This is a genomic window from Prevotella amnii CRIS 21A-A (assembly GCF_000177355.1).
GTDB classification, from domain to species: Bacteria; Bacteroidota; Bacteroidia; order Bacteroidales; family Bacteroidaceae; genus Prevotella; species Prevotella amnii.
The window spans coordinates 64,824-80,107 of sequence record NZ_ADFQ01000105.1; the positions used below are offsets into that span (position 1 = coordinate 64,824).

The 15,284-nt window shown below is 34.9% G+C and carries 13 protein-coding genes; 11 read left to right on the forward strand and 2 right to left on the reverse strand.

Features of this window, described 5'->3' with window-relative positions; genetic code table 11:
• Positions 1 to 34 precede the first annotated feature (34 nt).
• Positions 35 to 874, forward strand: coding sequence for a hypothetical protein (locus HMPREF9018_RS09730; RefSeq protein ID WP_008451087.1), 840 nt, complete (start codon positions 35 to 37; stop codon positions 872 to 874).
• 256 nt (positions 875 to 1,130) lie between these two features.
• Here the strand turns inward: HMPREF9018_RS09730 and HMPREF9018_RS09735 are convergent, their stop codons facing one another.
• Positions 1,131 to 2,147, reverse strand: coding sequence for an aspartate-semialdehyde dehydrogenase (locus HMPREF9018_RS09735; RefSeq protein WP_008451067.1), 1,017 nt, complete (start codon positions 2,145 to 2,147; stop codon positions 1,131 to 1,133).
• A gap of 122 nt (positions 2,148 to 2,269) precedes the next feature.
• Here HMPREF9018_RS09735 and HMPREF9018_RS09740 point away from each other — a divergent pair, with 122 nt between their 5' ends.
• The 10 genes from HMPREF9018_RS09740 (at position 2,270) to HMPREF9018_RS09785 (ending at position 13,738) form a co-directional block, all read left to right on the forward strand.
• Positions 2,270 to 4,390 carry a cation:proton antiporter gene (locus HMPREF9018_RS09740; RefSeq protein ID WP_039864875.1) on the forward strand — a complete coding sequence of 707 codons (2,121 nt, stop codon included), beginning with the start codon at positions 2,270 to 2,272 and terminating at the stop codon, positions 4,388 to 4,390.
• A 2-nt stretch (positions 4,391 to 4,392) separates the two neighbouring features.
• The gene (locus HMPREF9018_RS09745; protein WP_008450991.1) at positions 4,393 to 5,079 is read left to right on the forward strand and encodes an ABC transporter ATP-binding protein; all 687 of its coding nucleotides are present in this window, start codon (positions 4,393 to 4,395) and stop codon (positions 5,077 to 5,079) included.
• Between the two features lie 59 nt (positions 5,080 to 5,138).
• Positions 5,139 to 6,005, forward strand: a complete 867-nt coding sequence (locus HMPREF9018_RS09750; RefSeq protein ID WP_008451120.1) for a CvfB family protein — start codon at positions 5,139 to 5,141, stop codon at positions 6,003 to 6,005.
• A gap of 81 nt (positions 6,006 to 6,086) precedes the next feature.
• Positions 6,087 to 6,974: a tRNA threonylcarbamoyladenosine dehydratase gene (locus HMPREF9018_RS09755; protein ID WP_008451085.1), complete on the forward strand. Its 888-nt coding sequence runs from the start codon at positions 6,087 to 6,089 to the stop codon at positions 6,972 to 6,974.
• Positions 6,975 to 7,102: 128 nt separating this feature from the next.
• Positions 7,103 to 7,804, forward strand: a complete 702-nt coding sequence (locus tag HMPREF9018_RS09760) for an SDR family NAD(P)-dependent oxidoreductase (RefSeq protein ID WP_008451092.1) — start codon at positions 7,103 to 7,105, stop codon at positions 7,802 to 7,804.
• A gap of 274 nt (positions 7,805 to 8,078) precedes the next feature.
• Positions 8,079 to 8,552 (forward strand): Dps family protein, encoded by a 474-nt coding sequence (locus tag HMPREF9018_RS09765; protein WP_008451107.1) that lies wholly within the window; start codon positions 8,079 to 8,081, stop codon positions 8,550 to 8,552.
• A gap of 295 nt (positions 8,553 to 8,847) precedes the next feature.
• On the forward strand, positions 8,848 to 10,581 hold the full coding sequence (lysS, locus tag HMPREF9018_RS09770; protein WP_008450989.1) for a lysine--tRNA ligase: 1,734 nt from the start codon (positions 8,848 to 8,850) through the stop codon (positions 10,579 to 10,581).
• 10 nt (positions 10,582 to 10,591) lie between these two features.
• Positions 10,592 to 11,647, forward strand: a complete 1,056-nt coding sequence (locus HMPREF9018_RS09775) for an NAD(P)H-dependent glycerol-3-phosphate dehydrogenase (RefSeq protein ID WP_008451073.1) — start codon at positions 10,592 to 10,594, stop codon at positions 11,645 to 11,647.
• A gap of 3 nt (positions 11,648 to 11,650) precedes the next feature.
• Entirely contained in the window at positions 11,651 to 13,009 is a 1,359-nt protein-coding gene (locus HMPREF9018_RS09780; protein WP_008451103.1) for a glucose-6-phosphate isomerase, read from the forward strand.
• Between the two features lie 63 nt (positions 13,010 to 13,072).
• A complete protein-coding gene (locus HMPREF9018_RS09785) occupies positions 13,073 to 13,738 on the forward strand; it encodes an HAD family hydrolase (protein ID WP_008451089.1) in 666 nt (221 codons plus the stop codon).
• Between the two features lie 68 nt (positions 13,739 to 13,806).
• Here HMPREF9018_RS09785 and HMPREF9018_RS09790 read toward each other — a convergent pair whose 3' ends face one another.
• Positions 13,807 to 15,267 carry an aminoacyl-histidine dipeptidase gene (locus HMPREF9018_RS09790; protein ID WP_008451049.1) on the reverse strand — a complete coding sequence of 487 codons (1,461 nt, stop codon included), beginning with the start codon at positions 15,265 to 15,267 and terminating at the stop codon, positions 13,807 to 13,809.
• Positions 15,268 to 15,284 lie beyond the last annotated feature (17 nt).

Sequence of the window (15,284 nt, forward strand, 5' to 3'; positions counted from 1 at the left end):
ATAATAAACTAATCAAATAAACAAAAAAATAATTATGAACAGTTTTTACAAATTCTCATTTATCCTTTTATTTATGATTGCTGCTTTTATGACAAGTTGCAACAAAGATAATGATGACTTTAATCTTCCTAAAAAAGAAGAGCAAAAAGGTTCGCAAGAAAACAAAAACGATGTTAAACTACAACTTTCTACTACTCAGCTAAATATGCAGGTAGGAAAAACAGAGTCTGTAAAAATATTAAAAGGAAACGGAAAGTATAGTTGTAAAATAACTGATAACAATATAGCTACAGCTACTTTGGAAAACGATATCATTACCGTTAATCCGCTTTCTACGGGTAATACCGAGCTTATTGTTACTGATGATAATAGCAAAGAACAAGTAAAGGTAAGTATAGTAGTTAGTCAAGCTGCTACACCAAATCCTACACCTGGTGAAACTGGAGAAACTACTAAAACTATCTTTACTTTCAATTTCTCTGAAAACCCATGGAAAGTTCCTACTACTAACAGTATAGACGCCAAAGAAGATAAGACTGCTGGTAAATTAGACGATGATGTTAAGATGGTAACAGGACCTGTAACACTAACACAAAAGAAAAATAGTGATAGGTATTGGAACAGAATAATAGATAATATCTATACAGTATATAAAGAAAATGCTTTTACATTTACAGCAGAAGAAGGTAAGTTTATTACACGTATAGAGTTTATAAACGTACCTTATTACTGCAATCTTACATACAATTTTAAAAACCTAATATGTAGCAATGATGATGATTTTCCCTATATTTGGACTGGTAAAGAGAAAACTATTACGTTTAATGCCATTGCGACGTCTAAGTTTAAAGAAATAAAAGTTACTGTAGAATGATAATACTACAAACGATTATTAATCTTTTCTAACAGTATTGAGATTACTATAACAAAGTAATTATTTCTTTTATTGTAATTAAAAAATTACAAGATAAGTATTAGATATAAAATAAGCTGTATTAAGTTATAATAAAAGGTAACTTAATGCAGCTTGCTTTTTATATAATAAGTAAGCAATAACATTAAAAAAAACCGCTATATATGCGCTAAAAAGCGTGTATATAACGGATTATCTGTACACCAATATGTGAGAATTATCTCTTTATATCACCTTCTCTGATAAGATATTCTGCTATCTGAACAGCATTTAGTGCAGCCCCTTTACGTATTTGGTCGCCTGTAAGCCATAACACACAGCCGTTATCATCAGCAAGATCTTTACGTACTCGCCCAACGTAGACATCATCGTGTCCTGCACTTTCTAAAGGCATAGGGTAAACATAGTTTTGCGGATCATCTACCAATGTAACCCCCTCGGCAGCAGCTAACACCTTGCGAATATCGTCTACAGCTAACGGCTTCTCGGTTTCAAACCACACACTCTCAGAATGACTGCGAAGAGATGACACACGTACGCAAGTGGCACTGGTACGTACATCAGAGTGCATTATTTTGCGAGTTTCGTTAAACATCTTCATTTCCTCCTTAGTATAATCGGTATCGGTCATCTTATCTATTTGAGGAATAACATTATATGCTAACTGGTGAGGAAACTTTTTTATCGTTTTTACCTTACCTATAGTTAGCAGCTCCTTATATTGTTGCTCTAATTCTGCCATAGCGGCAGCTCCTGCACCGGATGCACTTTGATAGCTACTAATATGTATTTTCTTAATATGACTAAGCTTTTCTATAGGAGCCAAAGCTACTACCATCATTATTGTGGTGCAATTAGGATTGGCTATTATCCCACGAGGGCGTTTTAAAGCATCAGCAGCATTAATCTCAGGGACTACCAATGGCACATCTTCACACTGACGAAACTGGCTGGAATTATCTATCATCACAGCTCCATACTTAGTTATAGTATCGGCAAACTCTGCAGATGTGCCTCCTCCTGCACTAACAAAAGCTATATCCACTCCCTTAAAGTCGTCATTATGCTGAAGCAAATTTACCTTGTAATTCTTTCCCTTAAAGGCATATTCTCTACCTGCAGAACGTGAAGAACCAAACAACACTAAGTCGTCAAGAGGAAAATTTCTCTGTTCCAATATGCGAAGAAATTCCTGCCCTACGGCACCACTGGCACCAACAATAGCTACTTTCATTTTTATATTATAATATATTTATCAGTCTTTTTACTTTGCAAAAGTACAAAAAACCATCTATTATCACCGTTACTCTATCATCTTTTTACTATCTTTGCATATATTTTTACAATGTGGTTACTATGATTAATATATCTCATTTTTTTCCTATAACAGATCCAACGCTTATATTTTTTGTCGTTATCCTCATGATATTGTTCTCACCTATTATCATGGGAAAGCTCCGTATTCCTCATATTATAGGAATGGTGCTTGCAGGAGTCCTTGTAGGTAAGAATGGTTTTGATATATTAGGCAGAGATGCTTCCTTTGAGATTTTTGGGCAAGTGGGCTTATATTATATTATGTTTTTAGCAGGATTAGAGCTTGACATGGAAGGCTTGCGAAAGAATAGCATGCGCGTAATAATATTTTGTGCTCTCACCTTTCTCTGCCCATTTGTGCTAATATATGGTGCTTTTACATTGTTTCTTCACTTCAGCGGTATGGCAGCTTTGCTCATTAGTACCATTATGGCAGACAACACGCTTATAGCCTACCCTATCGTTGGGCGTTATGGCCTTACAAAACATGTTAGTACTACTATAAGTGTAGGTGGCTCTATGCTTGCTTTACTTATATCGTTAATAATTCTTTCCTCTATAACAAGCTCTGTAACAGGCAGTGGAGATATAACGTTTTGGATTATCTTTAGCATAAAATTTATAGCATATAGCGCATTTCTCTTTTATACTGTTCCTCGTGTGGCGCGCTGGTTCTTACATCGTTATTCAGACAGTGTAATGCAGTTTGTCTTTGTTTTAGCTATTATGTTTGGCTCGGCAGCCCTTTCACATGCTATCGGCGTAGAAGGCATATTTGGCGCTTTTCTTTCTGGACTTATCTTAAACAGGTTTATTCCAAAGGTATCTCCTCTTATGAACAGGTTAGAGTTTACAGGTAATGCCTTATTTATACCTTACTTTCTCATAGGAGTAGGCATGCTAATAAACGTAAAATTACTTTTTGAAAGTACTTACATTTTATGGATAATGTTATTACTTGTAGTCTTTGGAACATTAGGAAAAGCATTAGCATCTTATATTGCTACATGGGTCTTTAAGCTATCCTTAAAGTCGGGGCATATGATGTTTGGTCTTACCTCTGCTCATGCTGCAGGTGCAATAGCCTTAGCTATGGTTGGGTGTAAGCTGCCTATAGGCGGAGGAAAATATCTTTTTGATAATGCTGTTCTCAATGGTATAGTGCTTATGATACTGTTTACCTGCATAATATCTACTATGATAACACAACGAGCAGCTGAACAGTTGCGACTATCGGAAAAAGAAGATCTTAAGGATAAAAAGGTGGATAATGATGAGAAAATACTTGTCCCTGTAAAATATGCTAACACCTCTATCCACTTATTAAATCTCGCAACAATGATGCGCAATCCTAAGTTGAAACGAGATATAGTGGCTCTTAATGTAGTATACGATGATGTAAACATACATACTAAACAAGCCGAAGGTATAGAGCTTCTAAACAATCTTAATAAATATGCCAGTGCTGCCGATGTACCTATATCTACACAGATGCGTGTAGCTGCAAACATTGCAAACGGCATTATGTATGCTTTTAAGGAAAATCAAGCATCTGAAATAGTAATGGGGCTTCATTTTCATCATCAGCAGCATGGTGGCTTTTGGGGAGAATTTGCACGTAGTGTATATCATAGGCTCAATCGTCAGATTATTATAGCACGTATTAAGCAACCTCTAAATACTATACGCCGTATCCAGGTAGCAGTACCTTCAAGGGCAGAATACGAACCGGGCTTTTATCGTTGGTTAGAGCGTTTAGCCCGAATGGCAGAAAATATGGAGTGTAGGATAGTATTCGATGCCAGACAAGAAACACTCGATTTGATAAAAGAATATGTAATAAACAACTATCCAAGTGTGCGCGCTGAATACGAACAGATGGAGCATTGGAACGAATTGCCTATAAAAGCTATGAACGTAAAACATGATCATATGTTTGTTATCATTACTGCCCGTAAAGGAACTATCTCATATAAAGCAGCAATGGACGATCTGCCCAATGAGATAAACAAATATTTTAAGGGTAAAACTATAATGATTATCTTCCCTGATCAATATGGTAACAATTTAGACACAATGACTTTTGCTGAGCCTCAACATACAGAGGAACGTAGCGTTTATGAGGTAGCAAGTGAATGGATACATAAGAAAAATTTATAACAATGATAGATATAAAAGGAATTACTAAGAGTTTTGGTTCGCTTGAGGTACTAAAAGGTATCGATTTGCACATAAACAAGGGTGAAGTTGTAAGTATTGTAGGCCCATCAGGAGCTGGTAAGACTACATTATTACAAATAATTGGCTCGCTCGACAAAGCAGATGAAGGAAAGGTAATAGTAGATGGAATAGATATAAACAGCCTCTCTACTAATAAATTGAGCGATTTCCGTAATAAGCATTTAGGCTTTGTTTTTCAGTTTCACCAACTTTTACCTGAGTTTACTGCACTCGAAAATGTAATGATTCCTGCCTATATAGCAGGTAAAAGCTCTAAAGAAGCTAAAGTTAGAGGTAAAGAGTTGTTAGCCTTTTTAGGTCTTACAGATCGTGCTAACCATAAGCCTCAAGAGCTATCTGGAGGTGAGAAACAACGTGTTGCAGTAGCACGAGCGCTCGTAAACAACCCTGCTGTAATACTTGCAGACGAACCATCTGGAAGTTTAGATTCAAAGAATAAAGCAGAGCTACATCAGCTTTTCTTCGACCTAAGAGATCAGTTTGGACAAACGTTCGTTGTTGTTACACACGATGAAGGATTGGCAAGTATTACCGACAGAACCATACATCTCAAAGATGGTATAATAATATCTGATACTAGTAGGCAACAGCCTTCTAAAGAAGACTAACTTGCTCATAAAAATAAGCAATAACATATTTATAAACAAATTAAAAAGGACGACAAGACATGAAAACAATAGAATTAGGAACCTTCAACAAACTCACCATAGTAAAGAAAGCTCTTCGTGAGGGTTTTGGAGAAGAATTTGGCGTTTATCTCGATGGTGGTAAGGCTGGCGATATTTTAATGCCACAAAAATATATACCACAAGGTGCAAACATAGGTGATGAGGTAGAAGTACTCGTTTACCTTGATCAGGACGAGCGCCCCATAGCCACTACCGAAAAACCATTAGCTACAGTTAACAGCTTTGCTTATTTATCATGCTCGTGGGTAAATGAATATGGCGCATTCTTATCATGGGGCGTTACAAAAGATCTGTTTTGCCCTTTCCGTGAGCAAAAAAGACGCATGGAAATAGGCAATTCGTATATTATATTTATGTATATTGATAAAGAGACTTATCGCTTAGTGGCATCAGCAAAGGTAGAACATTTTCTCTCTAAAGAGTTTCCAACATATAAACATGGCGAGGAGGTGGACTTGCTTATTTGGCAAAAGATCGACTTAGGTTTTAAAGTTATCGTAGACAATAAATACGCAGGATTAATATACGAAGATCAGGTTTTTAAGCGTATTCACACAGGAGATAAATTAAAAGGATATATTGCAAATATACGTACTGATGGCAAAATAGACTGCACTCTACAGCCTATTGGACAACAATATGCTATCAGCTTTGCTGAAAGATTATTAGAATATCTTAAAGCACATAATGGAGAATGTAACCTTGGTGATAAAAGTAATGCCGAAGACATTAAATACCAATTTCAGGTATCTAAAAAAGTATATAAAAAAGCCATTGGTGACTTGTATAAAAAACATTTGATCACAGTAGAGCCAACTAAAATAAAGTTAGTAAAAAATGTGTAATATCCATAACACCATAACCTTGTTAGTATATTATAAAGCAGACATAACAATATAAATAAATATTAGTAAACACCCTTAAAAATGCAAAACCAATTTTCAAGAACACAATTATTACTGGGCAAGCCTGCCATTAATACCCTTCATGGTAGCAGAGTGGCTGTGTTTGGAGTAGGAGGTGTAGGAGGATATGTAGTGGAAGTTCTGGCACGTAGCGGTGTAGGAGCAATAGATATTATAGATGATGATCGTGTATGTTTGACCAATGTAAACAGACAGTTGTTAGCTACTACAAAAACAGTAGGAAAATTTAAGGTAGATATAGCCGAAGAACGCATACTATCCATAAATCCACGCTGTATAGTACGCAAATACCAAACTTTCTATTTACCCGATAACGCTACTCAATTCGATTTCGATCACTACGATTATATTGTCGATTGTATAGACACTGTTACTGCAAAGCTCGACCTTATATATCGCTGTTATGAACTAAAGATACCTATATTATCATGTATGGGCGCTGCTTATAAGATAGATGCTACTAAGTTTGAGGTAACTGATATATTTAAAACTATTAATGACCCATTAGCAAAGGTTATTCGCAAAAAACTTCGAAAGACTAAAATCAAACATCTAAAGGTAGTTTATAGTCCTGAAGAGCCTTTAGAAAGCATAGAACAACCAGAAATAAGCTGTGCGTTCCATTGCATATGCCCTGATAAAAATATGCGCAAATGCACCGAACGACATACTATTCCAAGTTCTAATGCGTGGGTACCAGCTACAGCAGGACTTATAGCAGGAGGTGAAGCTGTAAAAGATTTGATTAACATTGCAAAAACTATGCGTATTAAGCCAGAAGAAGAAGCCACAAGTAAAGCAGCTATACTTGCAGAGCAACGCGCTAAAGATATGTTGGAAGAACGTAAACGCCTAAAATCTACGCAGAGAATAAAACAAGAGGCTTAGGAAATATACCCTTATTTATTTTATTCATTATTATTACTACTACTCTCACAAAAAGGGGTAAAAAATAGGTATAAACATAAAGATTTGATTAAAAATATAAGTTTTAAAACAACTAATTTGATAAAATTATGAATAAAGCATTAGTAACAGGTGCCAATAAAGGCATAGGATATGGAATAGCTAAAGAGTTGATAAAAAGGGGCTGGCATGTCCTTGTAGGCGCACGTAACAAAGAACGTGGCGAAGCTGCAGTAAACAAGCTAAACGCCATAGGCAAAGGAAAAGCAGAATATCTAAAAGTGGATCTTTCTAACTACACAGTTATAGCCTCTACTTGTGAAGAAATAAAAGATAAACATTCCGACCTTAAACTATTAATAAACAACGCTGGTATACCCGGAGATATGTCAGTACTTAGCTATGAAACACAGCTAAAAGATATAATAGAAACTACTCAGGTCAATTTCTTTGGTACTTTTTATCTTTGTCAGGGACTAATATCTATACTATCTAAAAATAATGGCAAAATAATAAACATCACAGTACCCACCTCTACCAATCCTTACTGGAATCCGTTAGCATATAAAGCAAGTAAGGCTGCACAAAATTGTATGAGCGAACATTTTGCCTTCGATTTTCAAAAAAACAATATCCCTATAGAAATATATACCGTTCATCCAGGTCCAACTACTACCGATCTTAACGGCAATATGTCTCTACCTGGATTCCATAAGCCTGACGAAGTTGGGAAAAAGATAGTAGATTTGCTCTATGATGAGCAGCAGCACCAAGGTGAATTTATTGAGATTTATCCCATTGTTGCAGAGTAATAAAATATAATAGGGTGTGTCTAAAAGAGACACACCCTATTTATAAGGGGGGACTAAATAAATATACAATAATATTTAAATTCTAAAATAAAAGTACTTTTCAAAAATCTTATTAAAATAATAAATTCTTTTATTTATTTTTCGTATCTTTGTAATGTTATTTAATTAGAGTTTGATTTTAACTATGAAAAAAACTCTATATGGTAACAATCCTTGCTACATATTGTTTCAAGGTTTTTAATTAAATTATATAACTTAATAAAAAAAAAGAAAAATGAAAAATTTAGATGTTTTAGCATTAGACAAAACAAAAATAGAAGGAGTAGTTAATGGTCTTAATCAGCTTTTAGCAGATCTTCATGTGTATTACATGAATTTACGTGGATTGCATTGGAATGTAAAAGGTAAGAGCTTTTTCCAGTTACATGCAGAATATGAAAATCAATATAACAATGTTGCTGAGAAAATAGATGAAGTTGCAGAACGTTTGTTACAACTTGATAGCAAGCCTGAAAATCGTTTTAGTGAGCTTTTAAAAGTTGCTACACTTAAAGAAGAAAATAACAAAGTAAATGAAGTAGAAGGTATGAAATTAATCCTTGATACTTTAAAAGTTTTAATTGCAAAAGAGCGAGAAATTATAGCAGCTGCAGAAGAAGCAAATGATGAGGTTACTACAGCTATGATGAGCGATTTCCTTGTAGGACAAGAAAAATCTGTATGGATGGTTAATGCTTATTTAGCATAACTTTTAAATAGCTATCAGTTCTAATATTAAAGCTATTACATATATACTAATAGTTTTATAAGCAAAATATAGAGGATGTGTGAAAAGTTAAACATATCCTCTATTTTTATATTATAATATCCTTTCTAAAAATATCTTAATATTAATACTTAAATAGGCTATATCACGCAAAGATTACAAATATTATATACTTATATTAAACTGTCAAATTTATGCAAATATTACAGCGATTATTAGTAACTTTGCAATATTATATAAAATATTAAATGAAATATATTGATAAGATAGAAAAACTATGAATGTTTTAGAATTATCAGAGCAAGAGATTGGTCGCCGCCAAAGCTTGCAAGAATTACGCGATATGGGTATAAATCCTTATCCTGCTGCTGAATATCCCACTAATGCATATTCTATAGATATAAAAGAGCAATTTACAGAAGGAGAACAACGCGAGGTTGTTATTGCAGGTCGTATGATGGGGCGTAGAATAATGGGCAAAGCTTCTTTCATAGAGCTTCAAGATAGTAAAGGTAGGATTCAAGTATATATTACCCGCGACGATCTTTGTCCTGGTGAGGATAAAGAACTATACAACAAGGTTTTTAAAAAGTTACTTGATATTGGTGATTTTATTGGAATTAAAGGTTTTGTTTTTAAGACTCAGATGGGCGAAATATCAGTGCATGCTCGTGAACTCAGCCTACTTTCTAAAAGCTTGAAACCTTTACCTATCGTAAAATATAAAGATGGCGAAGCATATGATAAATTTGATGATCCAGAACAACGCTATCGTCAACGCTATGTAGACTTAGTTGTTAACGATAATGTCAAAGATACTTTTCTCAAACGTGCAACTGTTCTACGCACAATGCGCCAATTTTTTGATAATGCTGGTTATACTGAAGTAGAAACGCCTACATTGCAAACTATTGCAGGTGGGGCGAGTGCACGACCTTTCATAACTCATTTTAATGCTCTTAATACCGACATGTATATGCGTATTGCTACTGAACTATACTTAAAACGATTAATAGTTGGTGGATTTGAAGGAGTATATGAAATAGGGAAAAACTTTCGCAATGAAGGTATGGATCGTTTCCATAATCCAGAGTTTACTTGTATGGAACTATATGTTCAATACAAGGACTATAACTGGATGATGACATTTACAGAACAACTATTAGAAAAAATTTGTATAGCAGTAAACGGTAAGCCTGAAGTACAAATAGGCAATAAGACAATAAACTTTAAAGCACCATTTAAACGCTTACCTATACTAGATGCTATCAAAGAAAAGACAGGGTTTGATCTTTATGGTAAGAACGAAGATGAAATTCGTCATATTGCTGTTAGCAAACTAGGTTTGGAAGATATTGATGAGAGCTTTGGTAAAGGTAAGCTGATAGACGAAATATTCGGTGAGTTCTGCGAAGGAACTTATACACAACCTACTTTTATTACTGATTATCCTATAGAAATGTCTCCTTTAACCAAAACACATCGTTCAAAACCTGGTCTCACAGAACGTTTTGAACTAATGGTAAATGGGAAAGAGCTTGCAAATGCCTATTCTGAGCTAAATGATCCTATAGATCAAGAAGAACGTTTCATAGAACAAATGAAATTAGCAGATAAAGGAGATGATGAAGCTATGATTATAGATCAAGATTTCTTGCGTGCTCTACAATATGGAATGCCGCCTACATCAGGAATTGGTATTGGAATAGATCGCCTTGTTATGTTAATGACTGGCAAAGAATATATACAAGAAGTATTACTCTTCCCTCAGATGAAGCCAGAAGCAAAAATTCCACAAAGTAGTATAAAGGAATGGGGAAATATTGGCGTTAGCGAAAATTGGGTATATGTACTTCGCAAAGCAGGTTTCAATCTTATTTCTGATATAAAAGATGAAAACGCACAAGGTTTACAACAAAAAATTGGCGAGATAAATAAAAAATATAAGCTTGGGTATGAAAAACCTTCAATACCCATTATACAACAGTGGATAGATAAAGCAAAACAATAATACAAAAAATATGTCTTTCTTTTCAAAGCTATTCAGACGACGTTGGCAGCTACCATTCTATAAAAAAACAAATGGCAGCATAGGTAATGTTGCTATTATAGGAAGTGGTAGTTGGGCAACAGCTATTGCTAAAATAGTTATAGAGCACACTCATTACATAGGGTGGTATATGCGTAGCCAAGAAAAGATATCAAACTTTAAACTATACGGACATAATCCTGGATATCTTACAAGCACACATTTTAATATAGATGAAATAGATTTCTATACAGATATTAACAAAATTATTAATGATTTTGATACTCTCATTTTTGTAATACCTTCACCTTATCTAAAAGATCTGCTCGATAAGATTACCATCAACATAAAAGACAAAAATATAATTATTGCAATTAAAGGATTAGTACCAGGTGAGAATCTTACTTGCTCTGAATATATACATCAAAAGTTCAAGGTAAATTATGAACAATTAGCAATTATAGGTGGTCCTTCTCACTCAGAAGAGGTTGCCATGGAGCGATTAACATATCTTACAGTGGGCTGTTCTAATGAGCAAAAGGCTGAAAATATCTGTAAGATATTACGTTCTAATTATATTAAAGCAAAAACCTCTAATGATGTCTTAGGTATAGAATATGCTTCCGTACTAAAAAATGTATACGCTATAGCAGCAGGTATCTGTGATGGATTAAAATATGGTGACAATTTCCAAGCCGTACTTTTATCTAATGCCATAGCAGAAATGGAACTATTTCTTACCACAATAGCACCTATAAACAGAACTATCTCTGATAGTGTTTATATGGGTGATCAATTAGTTACAGGATATAGTAATTTTTCACGTAATCGTACTTTTGGCACTATGATTGGACGAGGTTACAGCATTAAATCGGCACAAATAGAGATGCAAATGATAGCCGAAGGCTATTATGGCACAAAATGCATGTATGAGATAAATAAAGATATACAGGCTAAAATGCCAATACTAAGTTCTATGTATAATATTTTATACAAAAAAGCTGATGTGAAACAAGAAATAATTTTATTAACAGACTCATTTAGATAAAAAATGGAAAGTATTAAATTAGACATTACGAAAGCTACCCAGTTTCTTAATCCTGGGACAATAGAAGCATATGCTCCACAAGTAGCTGCTGCACAAGTAGCTTTAGAAGAAGGAACGTGCGCAGGTAACGACTTTTTAGGTTGGCTACACCTACCGTCAAGTATAACTACAGCTTTTCTAACAGAAATAGAAAATGTAGCTGATACTTTACGCAAAAAATGCGAAGTAATAGTAGTGGCTGGCATCGGAGGTTCTTATCTTGGTGCTCGTGCTGTAATAGAGGGATTAAATAACAGCTTTGCATGGCTGATAAAAGACAAGAAAAATCCTACTATTCTTTTTGCAGGTAACAACATAGGTGAAGACTATTTATTTGAGCTAACTACTTACCTAAAGGATAAAAAATTTGGCGTTATAAATATTTCTAAATCTGGTACCACTACAGAGACAGCTCTGGCTTTTCGCTTATTAAAGAAACAGTGTGAAGATCAATTTGGAAAAGAATTTTCAAAAGACGTTATTGTAGCTATTACTGATAAAAAGAAAGGTGCAGCTCGTATTACAGCTACACAAGAGGGTTACAAATCATTTGTAATACCAGATAATGTTGGAGGTAGATTTTCCATTCTAACACCAGTGGGACTTTTACCAATTGCCGTTGCAGGATTTGATATTAAAGCTTTGGTAGAAGGGGCTAAAGATATGGAAAAGGAAACTGGCACAGATGTACCTTTTGCTAATAATATAGCTGCACGTTATGCTGCTGTAAGACAAGGATTATATGCACAAGCAGGTAAAAAGATAGAAATTGTAGCTAATTTTCAGCCTAAACTACACTATTTTGCAGAATGGTGGAAACAACTTTATGGAGAAAGTGAAGGTAAAGATCATAAAGGCATTTTCCCTACTGCTTGTGATTTTACAACAGACCTACACTCTATGGGTCAATGGATTCAGGAGGGTGAACGGTCTATTTTTGAAACTATAATATCAGTAGAACAGTCAAACTCTACCCTACTATTTCCACATGATAATGAAAACCTCGATGGATTAAATTTCTTAGAAGGTAAACGGGTAGATGAAGTAAACAAAATGGCAGAACTTGGAACCAGACTTGCACATGTAGACGGTGGCGTACCTAATATACGCGTAAGTGTTCCCACACTTAATGAATACTATCTTGGACAACTAATATATTTCTTTGAAAAAGCATGTGGCATTAGTGGCTTAATCATGGATATTAACCCATTTAATCAACCAGGTGTAGAAGCTTATAAAAAGAATATGTTTGCTTTACTCAATAAACCAGGATATGAGGCAGAAAGCAAAGCTATACAAGAAAGATTGACTTCTGATAAATAATTATTCCTTTTTCCCAGTCAAGTTAATAATATCTTGACTGGGAATATATTTTTATAAAACACTATGCAGAATAGCCTGTATAAAGTAGTACTCTTTGATATGGACGGAGTACTATATGATTCTATGCCCAACCATGCCGTAGCATGGCAAAAGGCTATGAATGAGTTTGGCATTCATTTCACTATGGCAGATGCCTATGCCACTGAAGGAGCACGTGGAGTAGATACTATTCGTTCATATGTAAAAGCACAACAAGGCAAAACAATATCAGAAATAGAAGCACAAAAAATATATGATGTAAAGACGCACTATTTCCACGAAATGAAGGAGGCTCCCATTTTTGATGGTGTAATCGACTTAATGGAAAAAATATGCAAAAGTGGATTAAAAATAGGTATTGTTACAGGTAGTGCTCAATTACCTTTAATAGAGAGATTAAAAAACGATTTTGGAAGATTTATTACAAATAACAATATAACAACTGCTTATGATGTAAAACGAGGCAAACCTAATCCTGATCCTTACTTGATGGGCTTGCAAAAAGCAGGTGAAATTTTACCCCATGAGGGTATAGTAATAGAAAATGCGCCACTTGGCATTCGCGCTGGAGTTGCTGCAGGATGTTATACGGTAGCTATTAATAGCGGTCCTTTACCTGACAAACTATTACTAAAAGAAAAACCTAATGTTCTTTATAAAACTATTAGAGAATTTGCCAATAAATGGTGAATAAAAAATCCCTTCTTGCTCTTACATAAAAAGGAAAATAGAGCAGAAGGGATTTTTTTTATATCAATTTATCTATTTTTCACAGGAATTTCTTCTAAAGACTTAACAAGAAGTTTCCAGAAAGGCTCACAAGAAGATATTTCTGCCCTTTCTGTAGATGTATGAGGACTACGGATAGTAGGACCAAAACTTACAACATCCATATTAGGATACTTACCTAAAATAATAGAGCATTCTAAGCCTGCATGATCTACCTGTACAATGGCATCTTCACCATTCTGATCCTTATAAATCTTTTTTAATAGATTAAGAATTTCACTATTAGGGTTAGGATCCCAACCACCATAACTACCACTTGCTACACTCTTCATACCTGCCATATCAAAGCAAGATATAATACGATTGACTAATACCTCTTTCATGTCTTCACGACTTGAACGAACAAGAATCTTGAAGCTTGCCTTGTTAGAAGTAATATTGATAATAGCAAGATTAGAAGATGTTTCAACTACATCAGGATAAGCAGGAATAAAACGAAGAACGCCATCATGGCAAGCTGTTATAGAATTAATCAAGTTATCCTGAATTTCTACAGGAACAAGAGTCTTAGGAATATCAACTGATTCACATAAGAACTCAACGTTTTTCTCTATCAACTTAAACTCATCTGCTACTAACTCTTGCTGCTTGGCTACCATCTTCTCTAAAGACTTTACATTAGCCTTTGGCAAGGCAAGTACAACCTCAGCTTTAAAAGGAATAGCATTACGCATGTTTCCACCATCCCAAGAAACTAAACGAGCTCCCAGCTCTGATATTGCTTTACGTACTAAGCGAGCCATTTCCTTATTTGCATTGGCGCGACCTTCATTTATTTCCAAACCAGAATGACCACCTCTTAGCCCCTTTAAAGTAATCTTAACTGCAGCATCATAAGTATTTTCTACTTCCTTATACTCTAAAGAAGTGTCAATATCAACACCACCAGCTGACCCAATAACAAACTTGCCCCATGTTTCTGAATCAAGATTCATCAATATATCACCTGTCAAAACATCAGTAGGAAGATCGTTTGCTCCATACATCCCTGTTTCTTCATCATTGGTAAGAACAGCCTCAAGAGGACCATGTTTTAAGTCTTTCGACTCCATTATAGACATAATAGCAGCTACACCAAGCCCATCATCTGCACCAAGTGTGGTATCTGTACCATAAACCCATCCATCTATAATACGAGTTTGGATAGGGTCTGTTTCAAAGTTATGACTACTGCTTGGAGCTTTCTGCGGCACCATATCTATATGTGCTTGCAAAACTACTGTCTTTCTATTCTCATAACCAGGAGTAGCTGGTTTTCTAAAAATAACATTATTTGCAGTGTCTACAAAAGCCTCTATGCCTATCTGCTTACCAAAGTCTACTAAAAACTTACGCACCTTCTCTGTATGTCCTGATGGACGAGGTACTTTTGTTAACTCATCAAAGTTTCTCCATAGCCCTTCAGGCTTTAATTTTCTAATTTCACTCATTTCTTAAAATTTTAAAG

Coding starts and splice junctions, on each gene's coding strand:
- HMPREF9018_RS09745 (WP_008450991.1), top strand. CDS start 4,393: ATGATAGATATAAAAGGAATTACTAAGAGTTTTGGTTCGCTTGAGGTA.
- HMPREF9018_RS09785 (WP_008451089.1), top strand. CDS start 13,073: ATGCAGAATAGCCTGTATAAAGTAGTACTCTTTGATATGGACGGAGTA.
- HMPREF9018_RS09765 (WP_008451107.1), top strand. CDS start 8,079: ATGAAAAATTTAGATGTTTTAGCATTAGACAAAACAAAAATAGAAGGA.
- lysS (WP_008450989.1), top strand. CDS start 8,848: ATGAATGTTTTAGAATTATCAGAGCAAGAGATTGGTCGCCGCCAAAGC.
- HMPREF9018_RS09775 (WP_008451073.1), top strand. CDS start 10,592: ATGTCTTTCTTTTCAAAGCTATTCAGACGACGTTGGCAGCTACCATTC.
- HMPREF9018_RS09760 (WP_008451092.1), top strand. CDS start 7,103: ATGAATAAAGCATTAGTAACAGGTGCCAATAAAGGCATAGGATATGGA.
- HMPREF9018_RS09755 (WP_008451085.1), top strand. CDS start 6,087: ATGCAAAACCAATTTTCAAGAACACAATTATTACTGGGCAAGCCTGCC.
- HMPREF9018_RS09750 (WP_008451120.1), top strand. CDS start 5,139: ATGAAAACAATAGAATTAGGAACCTTCAACAAACTCACCATAGTAAAG.
- HMPREF9018_RS09730 (WP_008451087.1), top strand. CDS start 35: ATGAACAGTTTTTACAAATTCTCATTTATCCTTTTATTTATGATTGCT.
- HMPREF9018_RS09735 (WP_008451067.1), bottom strand. CDS start 2,147: ATGAAAGTAGCTATTGTTGGTGCCAGTGGTGCCGTAGGGCAGGAATTT.
- HMPREF9018_RS09790 (WP_008451049.1), bottom strand. CDS start 15,267: ATGAGTGAAATTAGAAAATTAAAGCCTGAAGGGCTATGGAGAAACTTT.
- HMPREF9018_RS09740 (WP_039864875.1), top strand. CDS start 2,270: ATGATTAATATATCTCATTTTTTTCCTATAACAGATCCAACGCTTATA.
- HMPREF9018_RS09780 (WP_008451103.1), top strand. CDS start 11,651: ATGGAAAGTATTAAATTAGACATTACGAAAGCTACCCAGTTTCTTAAT.